The following is a 19,089-nucleotide window of genomic DNA, read 5'->3' on the forward strand; positions in this document are numbered from 1 at the left end:
ATTATAAATAACAACGTTGTTATTTTAGGAGGAATGAAAATGTTTGATGTAATTGCTCATGAACAAAATCAGATTACGTTGCATAATCCAGAGCAGTCAATCTATGCGCATATTCGTGTGCTGGAGCCGTCAATTATCAATGTTAAAATAAGCAAGGAAGAAGAAATCAGCTTTCCAACCTGGACGATTACACCGGGAGATACGGAATTACCATTCGAAGGACTTTCGCGTCAAAATATGAAACCGTTCTCTTTCCCGGAATACAGCTTCTCAGAGTCGGAAAAATCGATTACGATCACAACAGCAGATTTAAAATTGGCTATTCAAAAAGAAGGCTTCTATTTAACCTGGTTCCAGAAAACGGCTGATGGTTCCTTTGAACAGGTGATGACAGACCGCCGAACCCAAAGCTATCAGCATCACATCAGCGCCAATCAGCCCGTATGTCACTATCTTGAACGTGATTTGGAAGAGATGTATTTTGGATTAGGGGAGAAATCTGGTGCTGCGGATAGACATGGCAGACGATTCCGGATGAACAACATTGATGCAATGGGATATAATGCCGAAACAACAGACCCATTATACAAGCATATTCCATTTTATATCACGTATAAGCCGGAAATTCGTCAATCTATCGGGATTTTCTATGATGATTATCAGAACTCTGTCTTTGATTTTGGACAGGAATTAGACAACTATCATGGTTATTACCGCTACTATGAGACAAACAGCAGCTTTTTAGATTATTACGTGATTGCCGGCCCGCAAATCAAGGATGTTACTAAAAGATTCAGCTGGCTGACTGGAAGACCGGCTAAAATGCCGACATGGGCGATTTCCTATTCCGGCTCTACGATGCAGTATACAGATTTGCCAAAGTCGCAGGAATTATTAAATGGCTTTCTCGAGCAATGTAACCATCATGATATCAAAGTGCGCTCTTTCCACTTATCTTCCGGTTATACATCTATTGATGGAAAACGCTATGTGTTTAACTGGAACTATGATAAGTTCCCGGATCCAAAAGCATTTGGCAAGCATTTTGTCGATGAAGGAGTCGAAATTGTTGCCAATATTAAACCATCCCTGATGCTGAATCATCCATTACTTGATGATGTGTTAGCATTTGACGGATTTATTAAAGATGAGCATGGCAAGCCTTTGCTGGTTCAGTTCTGGGATGATGAAGGATATTATTTAGACTTTACCAATCCAGATACGATTAACTGGTGGAAGCATCAGATTAAGACGAAGCTGCTCGATAATCATATAAATTGTACCTGGAATGATAATAATGAATTTGAAATCTGGGATCAAAAAGCACAGGTGCACGGCTTTGGTAAAGGCGGGAACTTCCAGGATTACCGTGCCATTATGCCGCTTTTGATGATGAAAGCATCCCGGGAAGTACAGCTTGCTTACAATACCGAAGAGCATCCTTATATTATCAGCCGTTCAGGCTGTGCCGGAATGGGTAAGTATGTGCAGACTTGGACAGGGGATAACCGGACAAGCTGGCATACACTGAAATTTAATAATAAAATAGCGCTTGGATTGAGCTTATCCGGTGTTTATAACTTTGGACATGATATCGGCGGCTTTTCCGGACCGAAGCCGGGACCGGAGCTATTTTTGAGATGGGTTCAATGCGGTGTCTTCTATCCCCGCTTCTCGATCCATTCCTGGAATGATGATGGATCTGTTAACGAAGCATGGATGCATGAAGAGGTGCTGGCAGAAGTGAAGGAAGCAATGCACCTTCATGAACGCCTGAATCCTTATATTCAAAGTCTTGTAGAAAATGCGCATGATAACTATGAACCAATTATTCGTCCGGTATTCTATGAATTTGAAGAGGATGAGAAAGCGTATCAAGACAGTGATGACTTTATGCTTGGTGATAAACTGCTCGTCTGCCCAATTGTAGAAGAAGGTCAGACAAGCCGGCAAATCTACCTGCCGAAAAATCGGGAAGGCTGGGTCGATTACTATACTGGCGAGGTTTACGAAGGGGGAAGCACGATTACAAAGGATGTTTCGCTTGCTAATATTCCTTTCTTTGTCAAAAAGGGCGCTTCCCTGCCGATGTATAATGATGGACTGACAGAGGTAGAAACAAAGACATTTTAATAAAGAAGAAAAGGAACCATCTGGTTGCTCTTTGGAGGAGCAGGCAGATGGTTTTTTTCTTAAAATGGAAAAAAGGAGAGCGCTGATTCAGCACTCTCCTCAATAAACTATTTATACACCTGAATACGAAGAAAATCCTCCGTCAACAGGTACGACAATACCTGTCACAAAGCGGCTGGCATTCGGATCAAGCAGCCATAATAGGGTACCGACTAAATCCTCCGGGTCACCAAAGCGATTCATGGGTGTCTGTCCCAATATTTTCTCGGCACGGTCAGAATAAGAGCCATCCTCATTACGAAGCAGTCCTTTATTCTGCGCCGTTTCAAAGAACCCGGGAGCAATTGCGTTGACGCGGACCTTTCCTTCAAAATACGTACTGAGCCATTGTGTGAAATTACTAATCGCAGCTTTAGCTCCACTGTACGCTGGTATTTTGGTTAAAGGCTGAAAAGCATTCATCGAAGAAATGTTAATAACAGTATTTCCCTCACCCTCTGTTAAATCCGTTCCAAATACCTGGATAGGGAGGAAGGTTCCCGTGTAATTTAAACGGAATACACTTTCTACACCTTCTTCGCTTAATCCAAACAGGTTTTTCTCGATATCCTTCTCATAGTGCTCATCATCGGTTGTCGCATCTGGATGATTTCCGCCGGCACAGTTAATCAAAGCGTTCACTGCACCAAACCTGGCATTAAAATCCTGCTTTGCCTTTTCAAGAGACACTTTATTTAAGACATCCGCTTCTAAAGCAATTGTGTTCGTACCTTCCGCATCCACTTCTTTGATAAGCTGCTCCAGCTTAGCTCTGCTGCGACCAATCAAGCCGACATGTGCACCTTCCTGAACAAGGGCTTTTACAAATGTACTGCCAATCACACCGCTTGCTCCGGTAATCACAATATTTCGTCCTGCAAATGATAGCTCCATAGCTTACTCGACTCCTTCGATCAGACCATTAATATACGTCGCACCGAGTGCACGGTCAAAAAGACCATAGCCTGCTTTTCCGGTCTCTCCCCAAATCATTCTGCCATGATCAGGGCGGATTGTTCCTGTATACCCGATATCCTTCAGTGCACGGACAACCTCTTTCATATCAACAGAGCCTAATTTAGACAGATGTGCTGTTTCCACAAAAGAGCTGTTTTCCAGCCGCTTAATATTGCGCATATGGACAAAATGAATATGATCTCCAAATTCACGGATAAGCGCAGGAAGATCATTTTCCTCTAAGCAGCCGAGCGAGCCGGTGCAGAAGCAGATGCCATTATTTTTTGCATTATTAATGGAAATCAAACGCTGATAGCTTTCTTTTCCTTTTATAATACGCGGAATCCCAAAGATAGACCATGGCGGATCATCCGGGTGAATCGTCAGGTCGACGTCATGTTCGATCGCAACTGGCAATACTTCATTTAAGAAATAGGTTAAGTTATTCCATAAATCTTCATCCGTTATTTGGCGGTATTTCTCAATTAAAGCTGCCATTTCTTCCTTTGTATAGCTCTCATCCCAGCCGGGCAAATTCAAGTTTGTCGTCACCGGATCAATTTCTTTGATAAAATCATGATCATATAATAAAGCAGTGGAGCCGTCCTCTAATTCATGCTCTAAATCCGTTCTTGTCCAATCAAACACCGGCATAAAGTTATAGCAGACAGTTTTAATTCCTGCCTCAGCAAGATTCTTTAAGGATGTTTTGTAATTGGCAATATAGGCATCACGATCGGCTTCACCAAGCTTAATCGATTCGTGAACAGGAAGACTCTCAATGACAGCCAGGGAGAGCCCTTCTTTTTCGATCGAAGCTTTTAAACTGTCAATCCGTTCCTTTGGCCAAACCTCCCCGACAGGAACATCATAGATTGCAGAAACGATGTTTTTCATATCGGGAATCTGTTTTATTTTATCTAACGTTACAGGATCAGTATCTCCATACCATCTAAAAGATAATTGCATTAGTGAACCTCCTTGATATTTTCAATTTTGAATAAGCGGGCTGCATTGTTAAAGCAGATATCCTTTAAAATACCTTCCAGCAATGCCGGATCATCTTCAATTTCTCCCTTTTCTACCAGAGAGCCGAGCAGCTGGCAGAGAATCCGCCGGAAATATTCATGCCGGGAATAGGAGACCAGACTTCGTGAATCGGTAAGCATCCCCGCAAACTCGGACAGCAGGCCGATGTTCGCATAGTCTATTAAATGCTGGATCATCCCGTCTTTCGTGTCATTGTACCACCAGGCAGCACCGAGCTGTACCTTCACATCCTTAGAAGTGAAATTACCGGCAGCAGCCTGAACCATCGAGTGATCATTGGCATTATGCGGATAAATGATGGTATTGGTTAAGCTGCCGTTTTGATGCAGATGATCTAATAATTGATTCAATTCCTCCGCATTCAACAAATTGCCAAGACTGTCAAAACCGGCATCAGTACCAATTTTTTCATATTGCAACGAGTTATTGTTTCGAAGCGGCCCGAGATGCAGCTGCATCACCCAGCCGTATTTTTTATACGATTGTGCCAGACGAGCCAATAGCCAACCTGCCAATTCCCGGGTTTTCCTATTATCAAGGGCTTTTCCATTTTTTAAATCTGTAAAGTACGCCGCAGCTGCTTCTTCAGAAAGCCCTGTTAAGACCACTTCTGAAAAGCTTTGATCAGCACTTTTTGCTCCATGTTCGTTAAAATAATCTACTCTGTTTTCCAGCGCTTTGACATAATCAGATAAACTGTTAATGTCAAAGCCTGACGCAGCCTGTAATTTCTGGATCGCTGTCCCGATGGTTTTCTGCTTCAGGCTGATATAGAAATCAGGCCGGAATGTCGGCCGGACCTCGATATCAAAGGATGGATCTGCAGCCAGCTGCTGGTGATAGTATAAGTCGTCACAAGGATCATCGGTGGTGCAGACTACTTGTACATTGCTTTTTCGTAACAGATTTCTAGGCGACATATCCGGCTGCTGGAGCTGTTTATTTAATTTCTGATAAAGCTCTCTGACATTGCTGTGCTGAACCCCTTCATAATGATCAAAATAACGGGCCAGCTCCAAATAGCACCAATGATACATCGGATTCATGATGGTTTTTGGGAGCATGTCTATAAAAGCTGCAAATTTATCAAAGCTGTCTCCATCACCGGTAATCAGAGCTTCATCAATGCCATAAGCTCTCATAAGGCGCCATTTATAATGGTCATGCCCGAGCCATAAATCGGTAATCGTTGCATAATTTTTATCCTCATAGATTTCCTGCGGGCTTAAATGGCAGTGGAAATCGTAAATGGGCGTATCTTTAATAGATTGATAAAGTTCCTTTGCTTTTGTTGTTGTTAATAAAAAATTGTCATGAATAAGTGTCATAAACTACTCTCCTTGCTTAGGTTAATGCTTTATAGTCCAAATAGATTCGGCAGGAACAGTGATAACTGCGGGATAAAGGTAATTGCGAGCAGCATCACTATCAGCGCTATGAAATAAGGAACAAGTGTCCGGATAACACTTTCAATCTTCACATTAGCGACACTCGCTCCGACAAATAACGCACTTCCTACCGGTGGTGTAATATTACCGATACACAGATTGAATGCAATAACGATACCAAAGTGAACCGGATCTAAACCGATGGACGTTGCAATCGGCAGGAAAATTGGTGTGAAAATAAGTACTGCCGGCGTAATATCCATAAATGTCCCGATAAGCAGTAAAATAAGATTCATTAAAAGTAATAAAAGAATCGGATTCTCTGTCAGAGATAGAATGCCGTTTGAAATGGCTTCCGGAAGCCCTGTAAAGCTCATTACCAATGAGAATAAAGCTGAAGCGGTAATCAATAAGAGAATCATTCCGGTAATTTCAACTGTTTCTTTGATAATATTTGGGATATCAGCGATTTTAAAGCTCTTATAGATAAGAGAAAGAACAAAAGCGTATAAAACAGCAACCGCAGCTCCTTCTGTTGCAGTGAAAATCCCACCAACGATACCGCCGATAACAATAATAATCAGTAATAAGCTCGGAATAGCATCGAGAATAAGAAAGAAACGATCCTTCCAGCTGATTCTCTCGGAAACGGGATAGTTATTCTTTTTCGCTAAAATATAAGCCACAGCCATTCCGGTAAGTCCCCATAAAATACCTGGGATATAACCAGCCATAAATAAAGCTGCAATCGATGTTCCGCCGCTGACTAATGAATATACAATTAATAGAGAACTGGGCGGAATTAATAAACCTGCTGGTGCAGAAGCTATATTTGCTGCTGCCGAATAGTCTTTACGGTAGCCTTGTTTTGCTTGAAGCGGTCCCATAATACGGCCCATGGCAGCTGCTGCAGCTACACTTGATCCGGAAATAGAACCAAAAAGCATATTTCCGACAATATTGGTATGTGCAAGAGAGCCGGGCATCCGTCCAACTAACACTTTAGCAAAATTGACCAGGCGAAACGCAATTCCGCCATTATTCATCAAAATTCCGGCAAGTACAAACAGCGGGATGGCAAGCATAGTAAAGTTATCAATTCCTGTAACCATCCGCTGTGCCGCTGTAATAATCGTGACATCAAACGGCAGAATCAAGAGCATGGTTAACAGCGAGCTCAAAATAATCGATATCGCAATAGGAATACTTAAAGCAAGCATAACGAGAAACGAAATAAATAAGACGAGTCCAGCAACTAATGTCATAGCTGTTCACTTCCTTCCTCCGCTGATGTCATCTCACCAACGGCTAAGTTATAAATGGCATAAAATATAATAAATAATCCTGAAATCGGCAGAGCTCCATACATCCATGCCATCGATATGCCCGTGGAAGGAGCAGCTTGGGTTAAGGTGAGGTTGATAACCTGAATCCCTCCCCAAATCATTAGAACAACGGCAACAAGCAGTAAAATAACATTTGATAGACGGTGAAGAGCCAGCTGTGCTTTTGGAGACAGCTTCTCTTTGATAAATACAATCGCAATATGCTTTTGCTGGCCAAATACATACGCAGCACTGGTTAAGGCAAACCAGATTAACAGCATACGGATGACTTCTTCACTGACGGTGCTGGGTGTGTTGAGAATATACCGTGCGATCACCTGCCAAATAGATAGAACGGACATGACAGCAATTAGAATACCAGTTAAGACGAGAAGACCTTTATCAATGTATTTTTTAATATTACTCATTGTTTTCCTCCCCCATAATTAATTCATACTGCTCCCGAGTAGCATCATTTTCCTGAAATGATTCCTGTAGTGGCTTTACAGCTTCCATAAAGCTGCTTTTATCAATCTCGTGGAAGGTAACGCCCATTTCTTCTTCGGCAATTTCACGTGCTTCCAGCATACGCTCATCCCAGCGGGGCTCATGCAGAGCAGATGATTCTGCCGCCGCTTCCCGGATCCATTGCTGTTCCTCGTCCGACAGCTGGTTATAAGCTTCTACGTTCATGATTAAAATATCAGGAACCATCGCATGCTCTGTGAAGAAATAATGCTTGGCAACCTCGCCATGTTTATTATCCGTCAGTGCAGACTCATTATTTTCCGCTGCATCTAATAACCCCGACTGCAAAGCGGTATAAACTTCACCAAATCCCATCGGCGTCGGCGTGCCGCCAAGTGCTTCAATCATTTGCACACTTGTTTTACTCGGCTGGACACGTGTTTTTAAGCCATGCATATCCTCATTGGTTTCCAAAATGCGATCCTTCGTGTACATGTTCCGTACACCGGCATCATAGTAAGTAATTCCGATAAAACCGTTATCCTCTGTTCTGTTATAGAAAGCATCCTGAATTTCCGGCATTTTCATGACTTCACGGTATTGCTCCTGTGAATCAAATAGATATGGCATACTAAACAGGGAATAGGATTCTGAAAAACTTTCCAATGCACTTGCAGATACTTTCGTAAACTGAACCGCATTGGTCTGCGTCATTTCAATAACCTCACGTTCACTGCCAAGCTGTCCATTTGCGTAAATGCGAAGTTTCAGCTTTCCGCCTGATTTTTCATCTAAAATCGTCTGAAAATCAACCAGCGATTCATGAATCGGGTGATTGGTAGGCATATTGTGAGCGAGCACAAATTCCGTTGTATCCGCTGAACTATTCGATTGCGCACAACCTGTCAATAAAGTTAAAACGCTTACAATGCATAATAAAAAAATACGCATATTTATCCTCCTTATTCAAAATAACAACGTTGTTATTTTGGGTTAAAAAAATTCGAACTACCTATTCCTTATGATATAATTATATCAAGAAGAAATCAATAGAAAATTTTAAGGAGTACACAAATGGCTGTAACTTTAAAGGATATTGCGAGAGAATGCGGGGTGAGCTACTCCACGGTGAGTAAGGCTTTAAAGGACTCTCCGCTTGTAACTCAAGCGACCAAAAGAAAAATAAAAGAAAAAGCAGAAGAGATGAATTATATCCCAAATAACTCTGCCCGATCGCTCGTATCAAACAAGAGTCATACCATTGGTTTGATTTGGCCGGCAGTCGATCGGGTAGCAGTAACAACGTTGGCAACGCAGGTAAATGAAGCGTTAAAGCAGGCCGGATACTTTATGGCGGTCTCTATCGATAACCCAATTACTGCAGCGAGCAAGTTTTTAGAGTTGCGTTTTGATGGCGTGATTGTTTTTGATGAAGGAGAGAGCACCACGCTGCCGGAAAAAATTACGAAGAATATTCCAGTCATTGCCTATGGAGTTGCCCGGAAATTACCTTACCCAATTATTAATGTGCATCATAATTGGGCGATGAAGCAGGCAGTCGATTTGCTAATTGAAAAAGGATACCAAAGCATTGATTATATCGGCGAGCTCCATACAAAGGATATCAGGCAGATTGTGAAAAAGAAGACCATTGAAGATTACTGCAGGGAGAAGCAGGTAACCTATCGGCTTATTGATTCCGGGGGACTGACCGAAATGGCGGCCAAGCAGGCTGTCAAAGAATTTTTAAAAACAGAGACGCTGCATGACGGCATCATTTGCGGAAGCTATGATATTACAATGGGCGTTTTACATCATATGGATGACCTGGAACTGGAGAAGACCATTGTCGCCTATGATAATATCAAGCAATTTAAGTCGATTGAAACACCGGTATACTCCGTTGGTGTGTCGGCCGAGCAAATTGCAGAAAGCCTGGTGAAGCATCTGACGAAAAATATTGAAGCAGGCCGTAAGAATGCGTCAGAGGTTATCGATCTTTTTCCGACGTTGCAGTATCATGATAAGAAGTAGGAAAATGCTTTCCCGGGGATAGGTGGGGGAGCGTTTTTTGTTAGGAGAAAGATTTAGAAATAAAAAAATTCATTTTATAATCATTTCCGGTAAGTAACGGAAAAACAATCGATTTTAATGTGAACGTTAATTTAATACAATAAATATATTGAAAGAAACCAAGGAGAAACAACAATAAAACATATTTTATTAGCATGTTCTGCAGGAATGTCAACAAGTCTGCTCGTATCAAAAATGGAAGTGGTGGAGTTCAAAAAGGAATGGATGTGAAGACAGGATAAAAAGCTTTTACGGCAAGCTGATTGAGCATCCGGAAAGAGTGCAGAAGCTTATCCAGACGGCAGATAAATCCGTATTTATGCAATTGATAAATTCCATAGAAAAAACGCAATAAAAAAATGAGAAGGAGGGTCAACAATGGCCATGAAGACCCTCCTAAATATATCTTCATTACATTCGTTTCAATCCCTTACGAATTGGTGGCAGTTCCAGCTTTCCTTTTTCAAACAGCTTCTTAATCGTCTGCTTCGAATAGCTGGTTACCTGATCATAAGAAAGCTTTCCCGGAATTGGCGGCTCGTCCTCGATACAGACATCGATAAGCGCAGGCTGATTAAAGGATGCAGAAGCCTCCAGAGATGGCTTCAGGTCCTCAAACTTTTCCACACGATAACCTTTACCGCCGCAGTTTTCCGCAAATCGGGCAAAGTTAAAGCTTTCTAAATCTGTTTTATAATCCAGGTTTCCGCCCGCCTCCTGCTCGTATTTAATCATGCCAATCCGCTCATTATTAAAGATAACAATAATCATGGGCAGGTTATACTTCACAGCGGTGAGAAAATCCTGCATATTCATCGAAAAGCCGCCATCCCCAGAGAGGCTGATCACCTGACGCTCCGGGAAAGCCAGTTTCGCCGCAATTGCTCCAGGAAGCCCGCAGCCCATTGTACCAAGCCAGCTGGAGGTCAGGAAATCCTGTGTTGTTTTCATTCGGAAGTGCCGCGTTGCCCATACGGTCACATTACCGACATCGACAGACAGGATCGCATCATCCGCCGCAATTTTCTGTACCTCATGGATAACCTGCTGTGGTTTAATTGGTGTGGAGGTATGCTCCTCATCAGCCTTCATCTCCTCCCACCAATCTGCCATTTTCTCCTGATATTTCTCTAAGAAATCCCGCTTTTCCATGTGAGGCAGCTGTTCGTTTAACCAGATCAGCGTCTTTTTTGCATCACCAGCTATACCGACATCAACAGGATACCTTTTTCCAATTTGCAGCGGGTCGCTGTCAATTTGAATACATGTGACATCCTCTGGTAAAAATTCCGTATATGGATAAGAGGTGCCAAGCAGAATCAGCAAATCAGCCTCTTCCATCGCTTCATAGGCAGGTTTGGTGCCAATCATGCCCAGGTTGCCGAGGAAGTTTGGATGTTCATCCTCCATAACTCCCTTAGCAGGAAGAGAAATAACGACAGGAGCAGCAATCCTGTCAGAAAATGCCGCCAGCTCTTCTTTTGCCTTTTTTGCTCCTGTTCCCGCTAAAATAATCGGCTTCTTTGCCTTATTAATCACTGCAGCAGCCTCCTGCATCGCCGCTGTATCCGGTGTTAACATAGGTGTCTCATACATTACCGCATTTTGTTGGACCTTATTTTTAATTTTCTCCGCAGGGATATCATCCGGCAAGGTCAATACAGCGACACCTCTCTCCGTATAAGCTGTACGGATAGCCTGATTGACCATCGAAGGAAGCTGTTTTTCCGAGACAACCTGTTTATTATAGACAGCAACATCATCAAATATGCGTTCCATATTCACTTCCTGAAAGCCATCGACTCCAATGTGGTCGGTCGGAACCTGCCCCGCAAGCACAAGCACGGGAGCGCTATCTTCTTTCGCATCGTATAAACCATTTAATAAATGAATTGCTCCCGGACCTGCAATCGATAGGCAAACGCCGAGCTTTCCAGTTAATTTCGCATAGGAAGCGGCAGCCAATGCTCCAGCCTCTTCATGACGCACTTGAATAAATTGTATCTTCTCCTCTGCTTTCCGCAGCTCTTCCATCAGGTTATTAATGGAGTCACCAGGCATACCGTAAATATGGTCCACATCCCAGTCTGCTAGTAAATTAACCAGTACTTTTCCTGCACGATCATCAAACATGTATGATGTCCCCTTTTCACGAGTATTTTTTTAAATTATATTGACAGAGCTGCTGAAAAAGTAAATTCATCCAGCCCTTTTTTGCTTACTTTGTCTATTCCACAATGATGCATTTATCAAACTAGAAGGGACAGGAAAAAAAGAATAAAAAAACAATTCGACAAAACACACAAAACCTAGCTTTTCCTCTGATTATCTTTTAGAATAGGGGTGAATTACCATTACTCCACAAGGCATGTGAGGAGGACCATAAATGACGAAACGACCCGTTGTATTTTTTGATTTAGACGGAACATTACTGACAAGCGAACAAAAAGTAGCAAAAAGCAGCATAGAAGCAATTGAAAAGCTCATTGAAAATGGCGGATTACCTGTCCTTGCAACAGGGCGGCCAGTATTTGAAACGAAGGAACTGCGAGAACAAACAGGAATTGAATCAGCAATATTATTGAACGGACAATTCATCGTTCACGAGGGAAAAGTCATCTATCGCAATCGAATCAACCCTGTCATATTAAAAAAGCTGGAGGAGTATACAGAGCAAAGAGGTGTAACGATCTGCTACCACACATCTGAGCGGATTTATACAACGAACGATCAATCAGAGCTGTTAAAAAAGGACTGTAAACATTGCGGCAGGGAGATGCCAGTCGTAGATGACGATATTTATATGAATAAGCCGGTCTATCAGGTTGAAATATTCCTGGAAGAAGGCGAAGAAGAGTATCAGGAGAAATTCCCGGAGCTCCATTTTGTCCGCAATTCTCCATACAACTGTGATGTCTTCCCGAAAGATATCTCTAAAGCAACAGGCATTAAGGAATTCTTAGAAATCACGGAATTTTCCAAGGAGCATACATATGCCTTTGGCGATGGATTGAATGACTTAGAAATGTTTCAATTTGTGAAAACATCGATAGCCATGGAGAACTCGGTGGAGGAGATTAAGGAAGTGGCGACGTATATTACCAAGTCGAATGATGATGACGGGATTGCGGATGGATTGAGGCTGTGTGGGTTGATTGAATAAGGAAGGCTTTTAGTTTTTTAGGGAATTGAATAAGCATAAGCTAAGAAACCGGGATTTCTGCGGGTATATGCAGAAAATCTCGGTTTTTATATATATGAATTAGGATAATTTTAAGAAATGAGATACCCTCAGGCGGGGAAACATGGTAAAATAAAGGAAGTTAATAAAAATCAAAAAAATGAAAATATAAAGGAAGTTTGTAATGAATATAACCCTTGTTACTGTAGGAAAATTGAAGGAAAAATACTTAAAGCAGGGTATTGAGGAATATAAAAAGCGATTAGGCGCTTATGCGAAAGTGAATATTGTCGAAGTAGCAGATGAAAAAGCACCGGAGACAATGAGTGAAGCGGAAATGGAAGAGGTGAAGCGCAAGGAAGGCGAGCGTATTCTTGCGCAGGTTCATCCGGATGCTTTTGTGATTACGCTGGAGATTGAAGGGAAGATGCTCAGTTCGGAGCAGCTGGCAAAAAAGATGGACGAGCTGGCGACGTATGGGAAGAGCAAGGTTGTGTTTGTGATTGGCGGGTCGCTTGGGATTAGTGAGGATGTGCGGAAGCGGAGTGATCTGGCTTTGTCGTTTTCTAAGATGACGTTTCCTCATCAGTTGATGCGGCTGGTTTTGTTGGAGCAGGTTTATCGGGGGTTTCGGATTAATAGGGGGGAGCCTTATCATAAATGATGGTAAACAAGCAAATGGAGTTAACGGTACATATGGATAAGCTAAAAAATTAAAGGTTAAAAACAAGAGGTATAACTCTTTTGCTTTTAACCTTTAATTCTTAACATCCTGACTTTGAATGTACATAATATCGCTGCCTTTTATCATAGAACTGTTTTGATAGTATATGCGAGATACTGTTTTCTTATGTCCTACCTTGATTTTTCATACAAAAAAGACTATCAATAAGGTAGCCATTGCGAAAATTTATGAGTTTTGACACTTGTTTTAACTAAGCTCGATAGATTCGCCAGATCTACATTAGACGGCATCAATAAAATAAAAGATTTATTTGAACATGAAATAAAGGTCCATATTTTAAATATGGGGTTAGTTGAAAATACACCGACAGGACTTCCGCGAAGGTCGTCCTCGTAAATTCAAAGCAAAACAAATTGAACATGCTCTTTTGCTGCTTGAACAGCTTTCGTATAAAGAGGTAGAAGAAAAGACAGGGATTTCTAAAAGTACGTTAATTCGTGCTAACCGAGAAAAATTGAACTGAAGTATAACTGATTAATTCTTTCTTTATTTTATAATAATAAGTATCAATCGACTGGATTAATTGCATATGAGGGGCAACGCACCTTTTTACTTCCTGTGTTTATTTTTTAACCTCCTGGAAGGGAGGTGCTGCTGTATGGATATAGGTACTGCCTTATTATTGATGGTCTCGTTTGGATCGTTAGTGGTGTTTATCATGTCCGAAAAAAACGAAAAAAATAACCCTCATATGCTTTGACAGGCGAAGGGTTATTTTTATAACTGAATTTGCGCTGTTCCTCGTACGCGAGAAACAGTCTATTGTAACCGCTGATGTAACAGCACCAAACGTTTTTTATTATTGATTTGTTACTTATATTATACTCTATATTACAGAGAAAACAACATTCAAGGATCGATGTATTAGAAAAATTAGGTGTTGATTCAGATGAGGTATTATTTGAAATTCAAGTGCAAGTTACGAATAAAATTATCCTTCATTTTGAGAATTAAAACATATGTTTCTCTTTATTTAATTATAGAACGTTATTATGGTGGTATAGCCAAGATGGAAAGGCGAAGGTCTGCAAAACCTTTACACATCGGTTCGAATCCGATTACCACCTTATAAAAAAAACTCTTATTCAAAAAAAGAATAAGAGTTTTTTTATGTTAATAAAAATTAAAAAATGATAAAATAAGAACAGGTGTTCTTTTTTATAAATGTAACAGTTAATTCTCTTTATATTGTAGGGGGTATTTTTATGGAAAAATTAAATCTTTTAAGTAAATGTAAATCTCAAATGAATCAACCTGTTATTAAAAATTTTTTAAACGATGAAAACAACTATGCACTCTTTAACAAAGCACTACAAGAGCCGTCAAATACCGAAAGTATAAAAAAACTAGATGAGGCATTCCAAAGATACTATAAATCTATAAAAATCTTAGGTTATATCTCCAAATTAATTTATTTTTACTCTATTGACTTTGACAAGAAAAGGAATAATCACAAAAATAAGGAGGTTTACATCAAAGACAAAGATTCCAAAATTGATGACGAAACGCTGCAGGAAGTGTATTTTTCCTCAAAGAAGGATCTAACATTTGAGGGGTTTCAAAATCATCAAAGCTTCCTGGATCGAATAGAGGATGAAAAATTATATAAAAATATTAAATCATTAAAGCCCCTGCAGCTGAGAATTTTAGAACTAATTTATGTACAAGGACTAAGCAATAAAGAAGCTGCTTCTGTTTTAGGAGAATCTGAACAGACCATTTCTTATAATCACAGAGCTGCATTGAAAAAGCTAAAAAATAACTTAGAGGAGATGGTTAACTATGGATAATTTGAGCTTATTGTCAGCTGTTGAGGAAGGTAATATATTACAAGTAATTTCGTTTTTTGAGCCATCCATCAAAAAAAATTTACGAAATACACCTTACCAGGAGAGAAATGATTTAGAGCAAGAAATATCAATGAAAATTTTGGAGAAAATCAATAAGCTTCAATCGCTGGAAGTTCCTACTTTTTTTGAATTTATTGATTGCGAAAGTGGATAACTCATTGTTTGGGGGGGGGCTTTATGGAAAATGATTATACAGCATTAATTAACATTTTAGGTAATTTCGGTTTTCCAGTCATGATAACAATTTATTTATTCGTAAGATTCGAGAAGAAGATAGATAACCTGGAAAAAGTTATTACAGAACTTAGGAATGCAGCAAGAGAATTAAAAAAGTGAGGGATGAATAATGGACAACTCTAACCTATTGGAATGTTATTGTAAGTCAAGAGAGATACAAGCTTCTTTTTCGAAATGTTTAGCTAAAAAAAATCTAACACCAGAAGATGAAAAAGTATTATTTGATGCTATTACTGAGCAATTAACCATTTCAAATAAATTGAAAAACCATATTTGTAACTTTAGTACAAGTAATAATAAAAAAACCGATAAATTTTGATTATTACTTATTCAAATCTCTTTTATAAGTATAGGTTTTAACAACCTAAATAAAATAATGGAGATGATTTGATGAGGGAAGAATCTGGATTAAAACAAATGAAAGTTGATGTTCCAGAGTTAAAGAATTTAGACTGGCTTTCAGATGAAGAATACACCATCGTGAAAGACACGCTTGATTTTGCAAATGTTCTGGACGTGTTAGAAGGTCCAATACTAACAGAAAATGCATTGAATATGCATGGATATTATGAAGATGGGGAAACTTCTGGAGTTACTGTCCAAAATATTCTGTTTAACAATGATACTCGTATTGAGATTTCTTCTGTCCCGAATGACATTAGTCTATTTGGTGTTAAAGTATTTCACATTGAACAAGCTAATGAGAAAACCTACCTTAGAATTGTTTCAAATTTTGGAGGAGAAATTATTGCAGACACCAAGGAAGATTTTACAGGAGATGAATTAAAGAACCCAGACTTGCTGGAAGAGTATAATGATGTAGTTACTGTAGGTGCAGCAGATAATCAAATTTCACCACAAGCATGGTATGACAAGCTTCCTTGTGTTGGGAATGGGTGTTGTACTATTAAAGAGCCTTTAACACCAGGAAATATACCAACAATCCCCGTCACGTATAACTGGTGTGGAGCAAAATGTGGCAGTGGCCCATATGTAAATTCTGTAGATTTATGCTGCCGAGCGCATGATAAATGCTATGGCAGAACTAAAAAGTATCCTGGACGTTGTACTTGTGATAGAAATCTAATAAGTTGTTTATCCGGTAAAGGTTCGCGTGCAGCTAGTCTTATTTCTTCTGCATTTAAATTAAAAATGAAAAGTAAAAAATGTTAAATTTTCCTCCTACCAGGATGACAGCAACACACAAAAATAAAGCCTGACACTGTTAATATCGGTGTCAGGCTTTATTTTTGTAGAAATTATCCTGGAGAGAACACAATTTATAATACTTAGAGAATGTTATTTAGGATAATGCAAATATTAAGAATGCTCCCTTCTAAGAAAAAAATTCACTCATTCTTACTTAAAGGGAGCATTTCAACATGATTAGATCTTTTTTTAAGGATTTTGAAATCCAAAAATAGCTATAAAAGTAAAAATCGCAAAGAAGAATAGCATCAATAAATTTAAGATAATTAAAATGTTCCTATTTGTTCCTCTTACGCTAAACCAAGCGCATATAGATCCTAAAAGCGCAAAAAAGATTGGTGTAAAAATACTTACATCATAAAGATATTCAAATAAAGAAACATTCCAATTTTGAAAAAGATGCATTGCCATCAAAAAGGTAAATAAAAAACATACAGTTGATATACCAATATTAATTCTTCTCAAATTAACATCACCACCACATCCAGTTAGATTTAGCTCCCTAATTATATAATAGGAAAATTATTTTTACAAAAAGCTAAATAAAAAATTAGTACTATCTAAATCCTTGACGTCTAAATATCATTAATAAACAAATTTATTCTATTATGAGTTTGTTTTGTGTTGTCAGGAACTTTAATCTTTTGGCCGACATGAATCTTATTTGGATTACCAATTTTATTTAGATTCTGCAGCTGTTTAACAGTAGTGCCATGCTTTAATGCAATGCCGCTTAACGTATCACTTGATTTAACAGTATATGAATTAGTATTACTTTTTTTTGAATCACCTTTTAAAATTAGTGTCTGTCCAGTCGTAATTATATTTGGATTCGTAATTCCATTCAGCTGCTGTAAAGCTTTTATGGTTGTACCATTACGGCTTGCGATAGCTGATAATGTATCACCAAGTTTAACTTTATAAGTGTTTTCGATAATCTTGTTATTAGACGTTTTCTTGCTCTTAGAAGCCTTTTTGCTATCATTCAGCTTAACACTCCATTGACCTATATCGCTCTTGTACGCCTCGTTTTTATCGATTTTGATACCTTCTACAGTTACATTGTTATGATATTGCCTTAAATGAGCTTGATTAGAAATTTTTCCGCTTGACCAGGCATAAGTTTGCCAGCAGTAATCAACTAAATCTTTTAATGCCTCAATAACTGTATAAGAACCGTAAACACCTACTTTAAAATCTCCACTAAGAGTAGATTTAACCCCCGTGAAATAATCTTTAATATCATTCAATTGTGATGCACTCTTAGCTCCATAATCTACTGCAAAGTAGATAGCACTACCTTTGGGTTGTCCAACATTGTTTGCTCATATAGTGGCTTACTTACCATCTTTTAGCCCTTGTGCTTTATTAAAATAAGACGAACCATTCGCGGTGGTTTGATAAATGGAACATAAATCAAGACCTACATTTTGAATTGCCTTTGCTTCTGCTTTATCAAACGATTTCCAACTATTTCCTAAATATCTTAAAGCGTAATTATAACCTGCATTTTTTAGCCTTCTTGCACTATCCTCATTTAGTTTTGTCGCACAATCAAAACCTAGTGTCATACGTAACCCTCCTTGTATATTATGTTTAAGCCTAATAATTAATAGATTTTAGGCATTCATTTGTACCTTGAAAATTAAATAATAGTTAGCTTATTTATTCATTGTTAAAGGGCGCAGCTTCGTAATGAGCGTATGATTGTCTTGCAAGCATGCCGCGAATTAGAAAGAAGCAAACACAGCGCGGTAGTCCTCAAACAAAAGTGTTTACGATGCCGAGCTGTCTTTGGGAGAATAGTCATAGGTAGTGCCCTGCCAAGGGATTGTTCCGATTCCTCCTGTTGCCCTGTCCCTATGCTATAGACCTACACGTTGACTGTTTCCCCGCCAGCCCTCCTGCAATGCAGAAGGAGGCTCGTGCACTCTGACTTCTCCCTTGTTCGTCGGAATTACCTGGGATCAGGCTCAATCCGGTGATTTCGGCTAATTCAATCGGGGAACCGCTATCTCAAGTACTACTTCTTTGAGGCAGCAAACAGTGTTCGGGTGCATGAACCTGTGTCTGCCCAGTACTATGATAAAAAGCGGGCAGAACCGAAAGAATTTGCCAACAAACGTGCCCTTACGCTTACAGCTCGAAAACCTGTGCGGTTGATCTTTTATCTGCTGAAGAACAACCAAATTTATCAACCAGAAGGAGGGATGCCACAAAATCATAAATAGATTTTTATCGTTCTTTTTATTCTCCTATTAATTAGTTTATATGGAATAAAATGCAAAAAATTAGGGTGGGTTTACTTTCCTATTGCCTTTTTTAGCTGTATTGGCGTTAATAAAGCAAGTTTTTAAAAATCAGTGCTTGACATTATGCCGCTGCTCTCTATAATTTTAAAAAGAGGCTGGGACATAACTAGCCAATAATAAAG

At 39.5% G+C, this 19,089-nt stretch carries 16 protein-coding genes, 1 tRNA gene and 2 pseudogenes; 10 read left to right on the plus strand and 9 right to left on the minus strand.

All coding sequences use genetic code 11. From position 1 onward, the window contains the following. Positions 1-39: 39 nt before the first annotated feature. Complete coding sequence (locus tag FLK20_RS15535; protein ID WP_227995069.1) at positions 40-2,133, plus strand: glycoside hydrolase family 31 protein; 2,094 nt, start codon at positions 40-42, stop codon at positions 2,131-2,133. A gap of 111 nt (positions 2,134-2,244) precedes the next feature. On the opposite strand, the gene FLK20_RS15540 is transcribed toward FLK20_RS15535, so the two are convergent. From FLK20_RS15540 to FLK20_RS15565, 6 genes are read right to left on the minus strand one after another with little or no spacing between them, the layout of a single operon-like run. Further along, positions 2,245-3,066 carry an SDR family oxidoreductase gene (locus FLK20_RS15540; protein WP_152657509.1) on the minus strand — a complete coding sequence of 274 codons (822 nt, stop codon included), beginning with the start codon at positions 3,064-3,066 and terminating at the stop codon, positions 2,245-2,247. Positions 3,067-3,069: 3 nt separating this feature from the next. Then, entirely contained in the window at positions 3,070-4,098 is a 1,029-nt protein-coding gene (gene uxuA / locus FLK20_RS15545) for a mannonate dehydratase (protein WP_152657510.1), read from the minus strand. After that, positions 4,098-5,507 (minus strand): glucuronate isomerase, encoded by a 1,410-nt coding sequence (gene uxaC / locus FLK20_RS15550; protein WP_152657511.1) that lies wholly within the window; start codon positions 5,505-5,507, stop codon positions 4,098-4,100. The genes uxuA and uxaC overlap by 1 nt, the downstream gene beginning before the upstream one ends. Before the next feature lie 29 nt (positions 5,508-5,536). Beyond that, complete coding sequence (locus FLK20_RS15555) at positions 5,537-6,832, minus strand: TRAP transporter large permease (RefSeq protein WP_152657512.1); 1,296 nt, start codon at positions 6,830-6,832, stop codon at positions 5,537-5,539. Then, complete coding sequence (locus FLK20_RS15560; protein ID WP_152657513.1) at positions 6,829-7,320, minus strand: TRAP transporter small permease; 492 nt, start codon at positions 7,318-7,320, stop codon at positions 6,829-6,831. Before FLK20_RS15560 ends, FLK20_RS15555 begins: the two co-directional genes overlap by 4 nt. Next, the gene (locus tag FLK20_RS15565) at positions 7,313-8,311 is read right to left on the minus strand and encodes a TRAP transporter substrate-binding protein (protein WP_152657514.1); all 999 of its coding nucleotides are present in this window, start codon (positions 8,309-8,311) and stop codon (positions 7,313-7,315) included. Before FLK20_RS15565 ends, FLK20_RS15560 begins: the two co-directional genes overlap by 8 nt. A gap of 123 nt (positions 8,312-8,434) precedes the next feature. Between FLK20_RS15565 and FLK20_RS15570 the strand changes: the two genes are divergently transcribed. Further along, positions 8,435-9,394 (plus strand): LacI family DNA-binding transcriptional regulator, encoded by a 960-nt coding sequence (locus FLK20_RS15570; protein WP_152657515.1) that lies wholly within the window; start codon positions 8,435-8,437, stop codon positions 9,392-9,394. Positions 9,395-9,844: 450 nt separating this feature from the next. Here the strand turns inward: FLK20_RS15570 and FLK20_RS15580 are convergent, their stop codons facing one another. Beyond that, positions 9,845-11,566 carry a pyruvate oxidase gene (locus FLK20_RS15580; protein WP_152657516.1) on the minus strand — a complete coding sequence of 574 codons (1,722 nt, stop codon included), beginning with the start codon at positions 11,564-11,566 and terminating at the stop codon, positions 9,845-9,847. A 253-nt stretch (positions 11,567-11,819) separates the two neighbouring features. On the opposite strand from FLK20_RS15580, the gene FLK20_RS15585 reads away from it, so the two are divergent. The 8 genes and pseudogenes from FLK20_RS15585 to FLK20_RS15620 all read left to right on the plus strand — a co-directional run bounded on the left by FLK20_RS15585 (position 11,820) and on the right by FLK20_RS15620 (position 16,619). Then, positions 11,820-12,596, plus strand: coding sequence for a Cof-type HAD-IIB family hydrolase (locus tag FLK20_RS15585; protein ID WP_152657517.1), 777 nt, complete (start codon positions 11,820-11,822; stop codon positions 12,594-12,596). Positions 12,597-12,798: 202 nt separating this feature from the next. Continuing rightward, on the plus strand, positions 12,799-13,278 hold the full coding sequence (gene rlmH / locus FLK20_RS15590; RefSeq protein ID WP_152657518.1) for a 23S rRNA (pseudouridine(1915)-N(3))-methyltransferase RlmH: 480 nt from the start codon (positions 12,799-12,801) through the stop codon (positions 13,276-13,278). Between the two features lie 258 nt (positions 13,279-13,536). Further along, positions 13,537-13,822 (plus strand): annotated as a pseudogene (locus FLK20_RS15595) (recombinase family protein); the annotation flags it as partial. A gap of 531 nt (positions 13,823-14,353) precedes the next feature. After that, positions 14,354-14,426, plus strand: a tRNA-Cys gene (locus FLK20_RS15600). A 138-nt stretch (positions 14,427-14,564) separates the two neighbouring features. Next, on the plus strand, positions 14,565-15,149 hold the full coding sequence (locus FLK20_RS15605; RefSeq protein WP_152657519.1) for a sigma-70 family RNA polymerase sigma factor: 585 nt from the start codon (positions 14,565-14,567) through the stop codon (positions 15,147-15,149). Beyond that, positions 15,142-15,363: a helix-turn-helix domain-containing protein gene (locus FLK20_RS15610; RefSeq protein ID WP_152657520.1), complete on the plus strand. Its 222-nt coding sequence runs from the start codon at positions 15,142-15,144 to the stop codon at positions 15,361-15,363. Before FLK20_RS15605 ends, FLK20_RS15610 begins: the two co-directional genes overlap by 8 nt. Before the next feature lie 23 nt (positions 15,364-15,386). After that, positions 15,387-15,545, plus strand: coding sequence for a YvrJ family protein (locus FLK20_RS15615; RefSeq protein ID WP_152657521.1), 159 nt, complete (start codon positions 15,387-15,389; stop codon positions 15,543-15,545). Positions 15,546-15,836: 291 nt separating this feature from the next. Then, complete coding sequence (locus FLK20_RS15620) at positions 15,837-16,619, plus strand: phospholipase A2 family protein (protein ID WP_152657522.1); 783 nt, start codon at positions 15,837-15,839, stop codon at positions 16,617-16,619. A gap of 225 nt (positions 16,620-16,844) precedes the next feature. Here FLK20_RS15620 and FLK20_RS15625 read toward each other — a convergent pair whose 3' ends face one another. Beyond that, a complete protein-coding gene (locus FLK20_RS15625) occupies positions 16,845-17,120 on the minus strand; it encodes a hypothetical protein (protein WP_152657523.1) in 276 nt (91 codons plus the stop codon). A gap of 110 nt (positions 17,121-17,230) precedes the next feature. After that, a pseudogene (locus FLK20_RS22395) lies at positions 17,231-18,226 on the minus strand (DUF1906 domain-containing protein). Between the last annotated feature and the right edge of the window lie 863 nt (positions 18,227-19,089).

It is taken from the genome of Oceanobacillus sp. CFH 90083, assembly GCF_009389585.1.
Classification (GTDB): domain Bacteria; phylum Bacillota; class Bacilli; order Bacillales; family Amphibacillaceae; genus Oceanobacillus.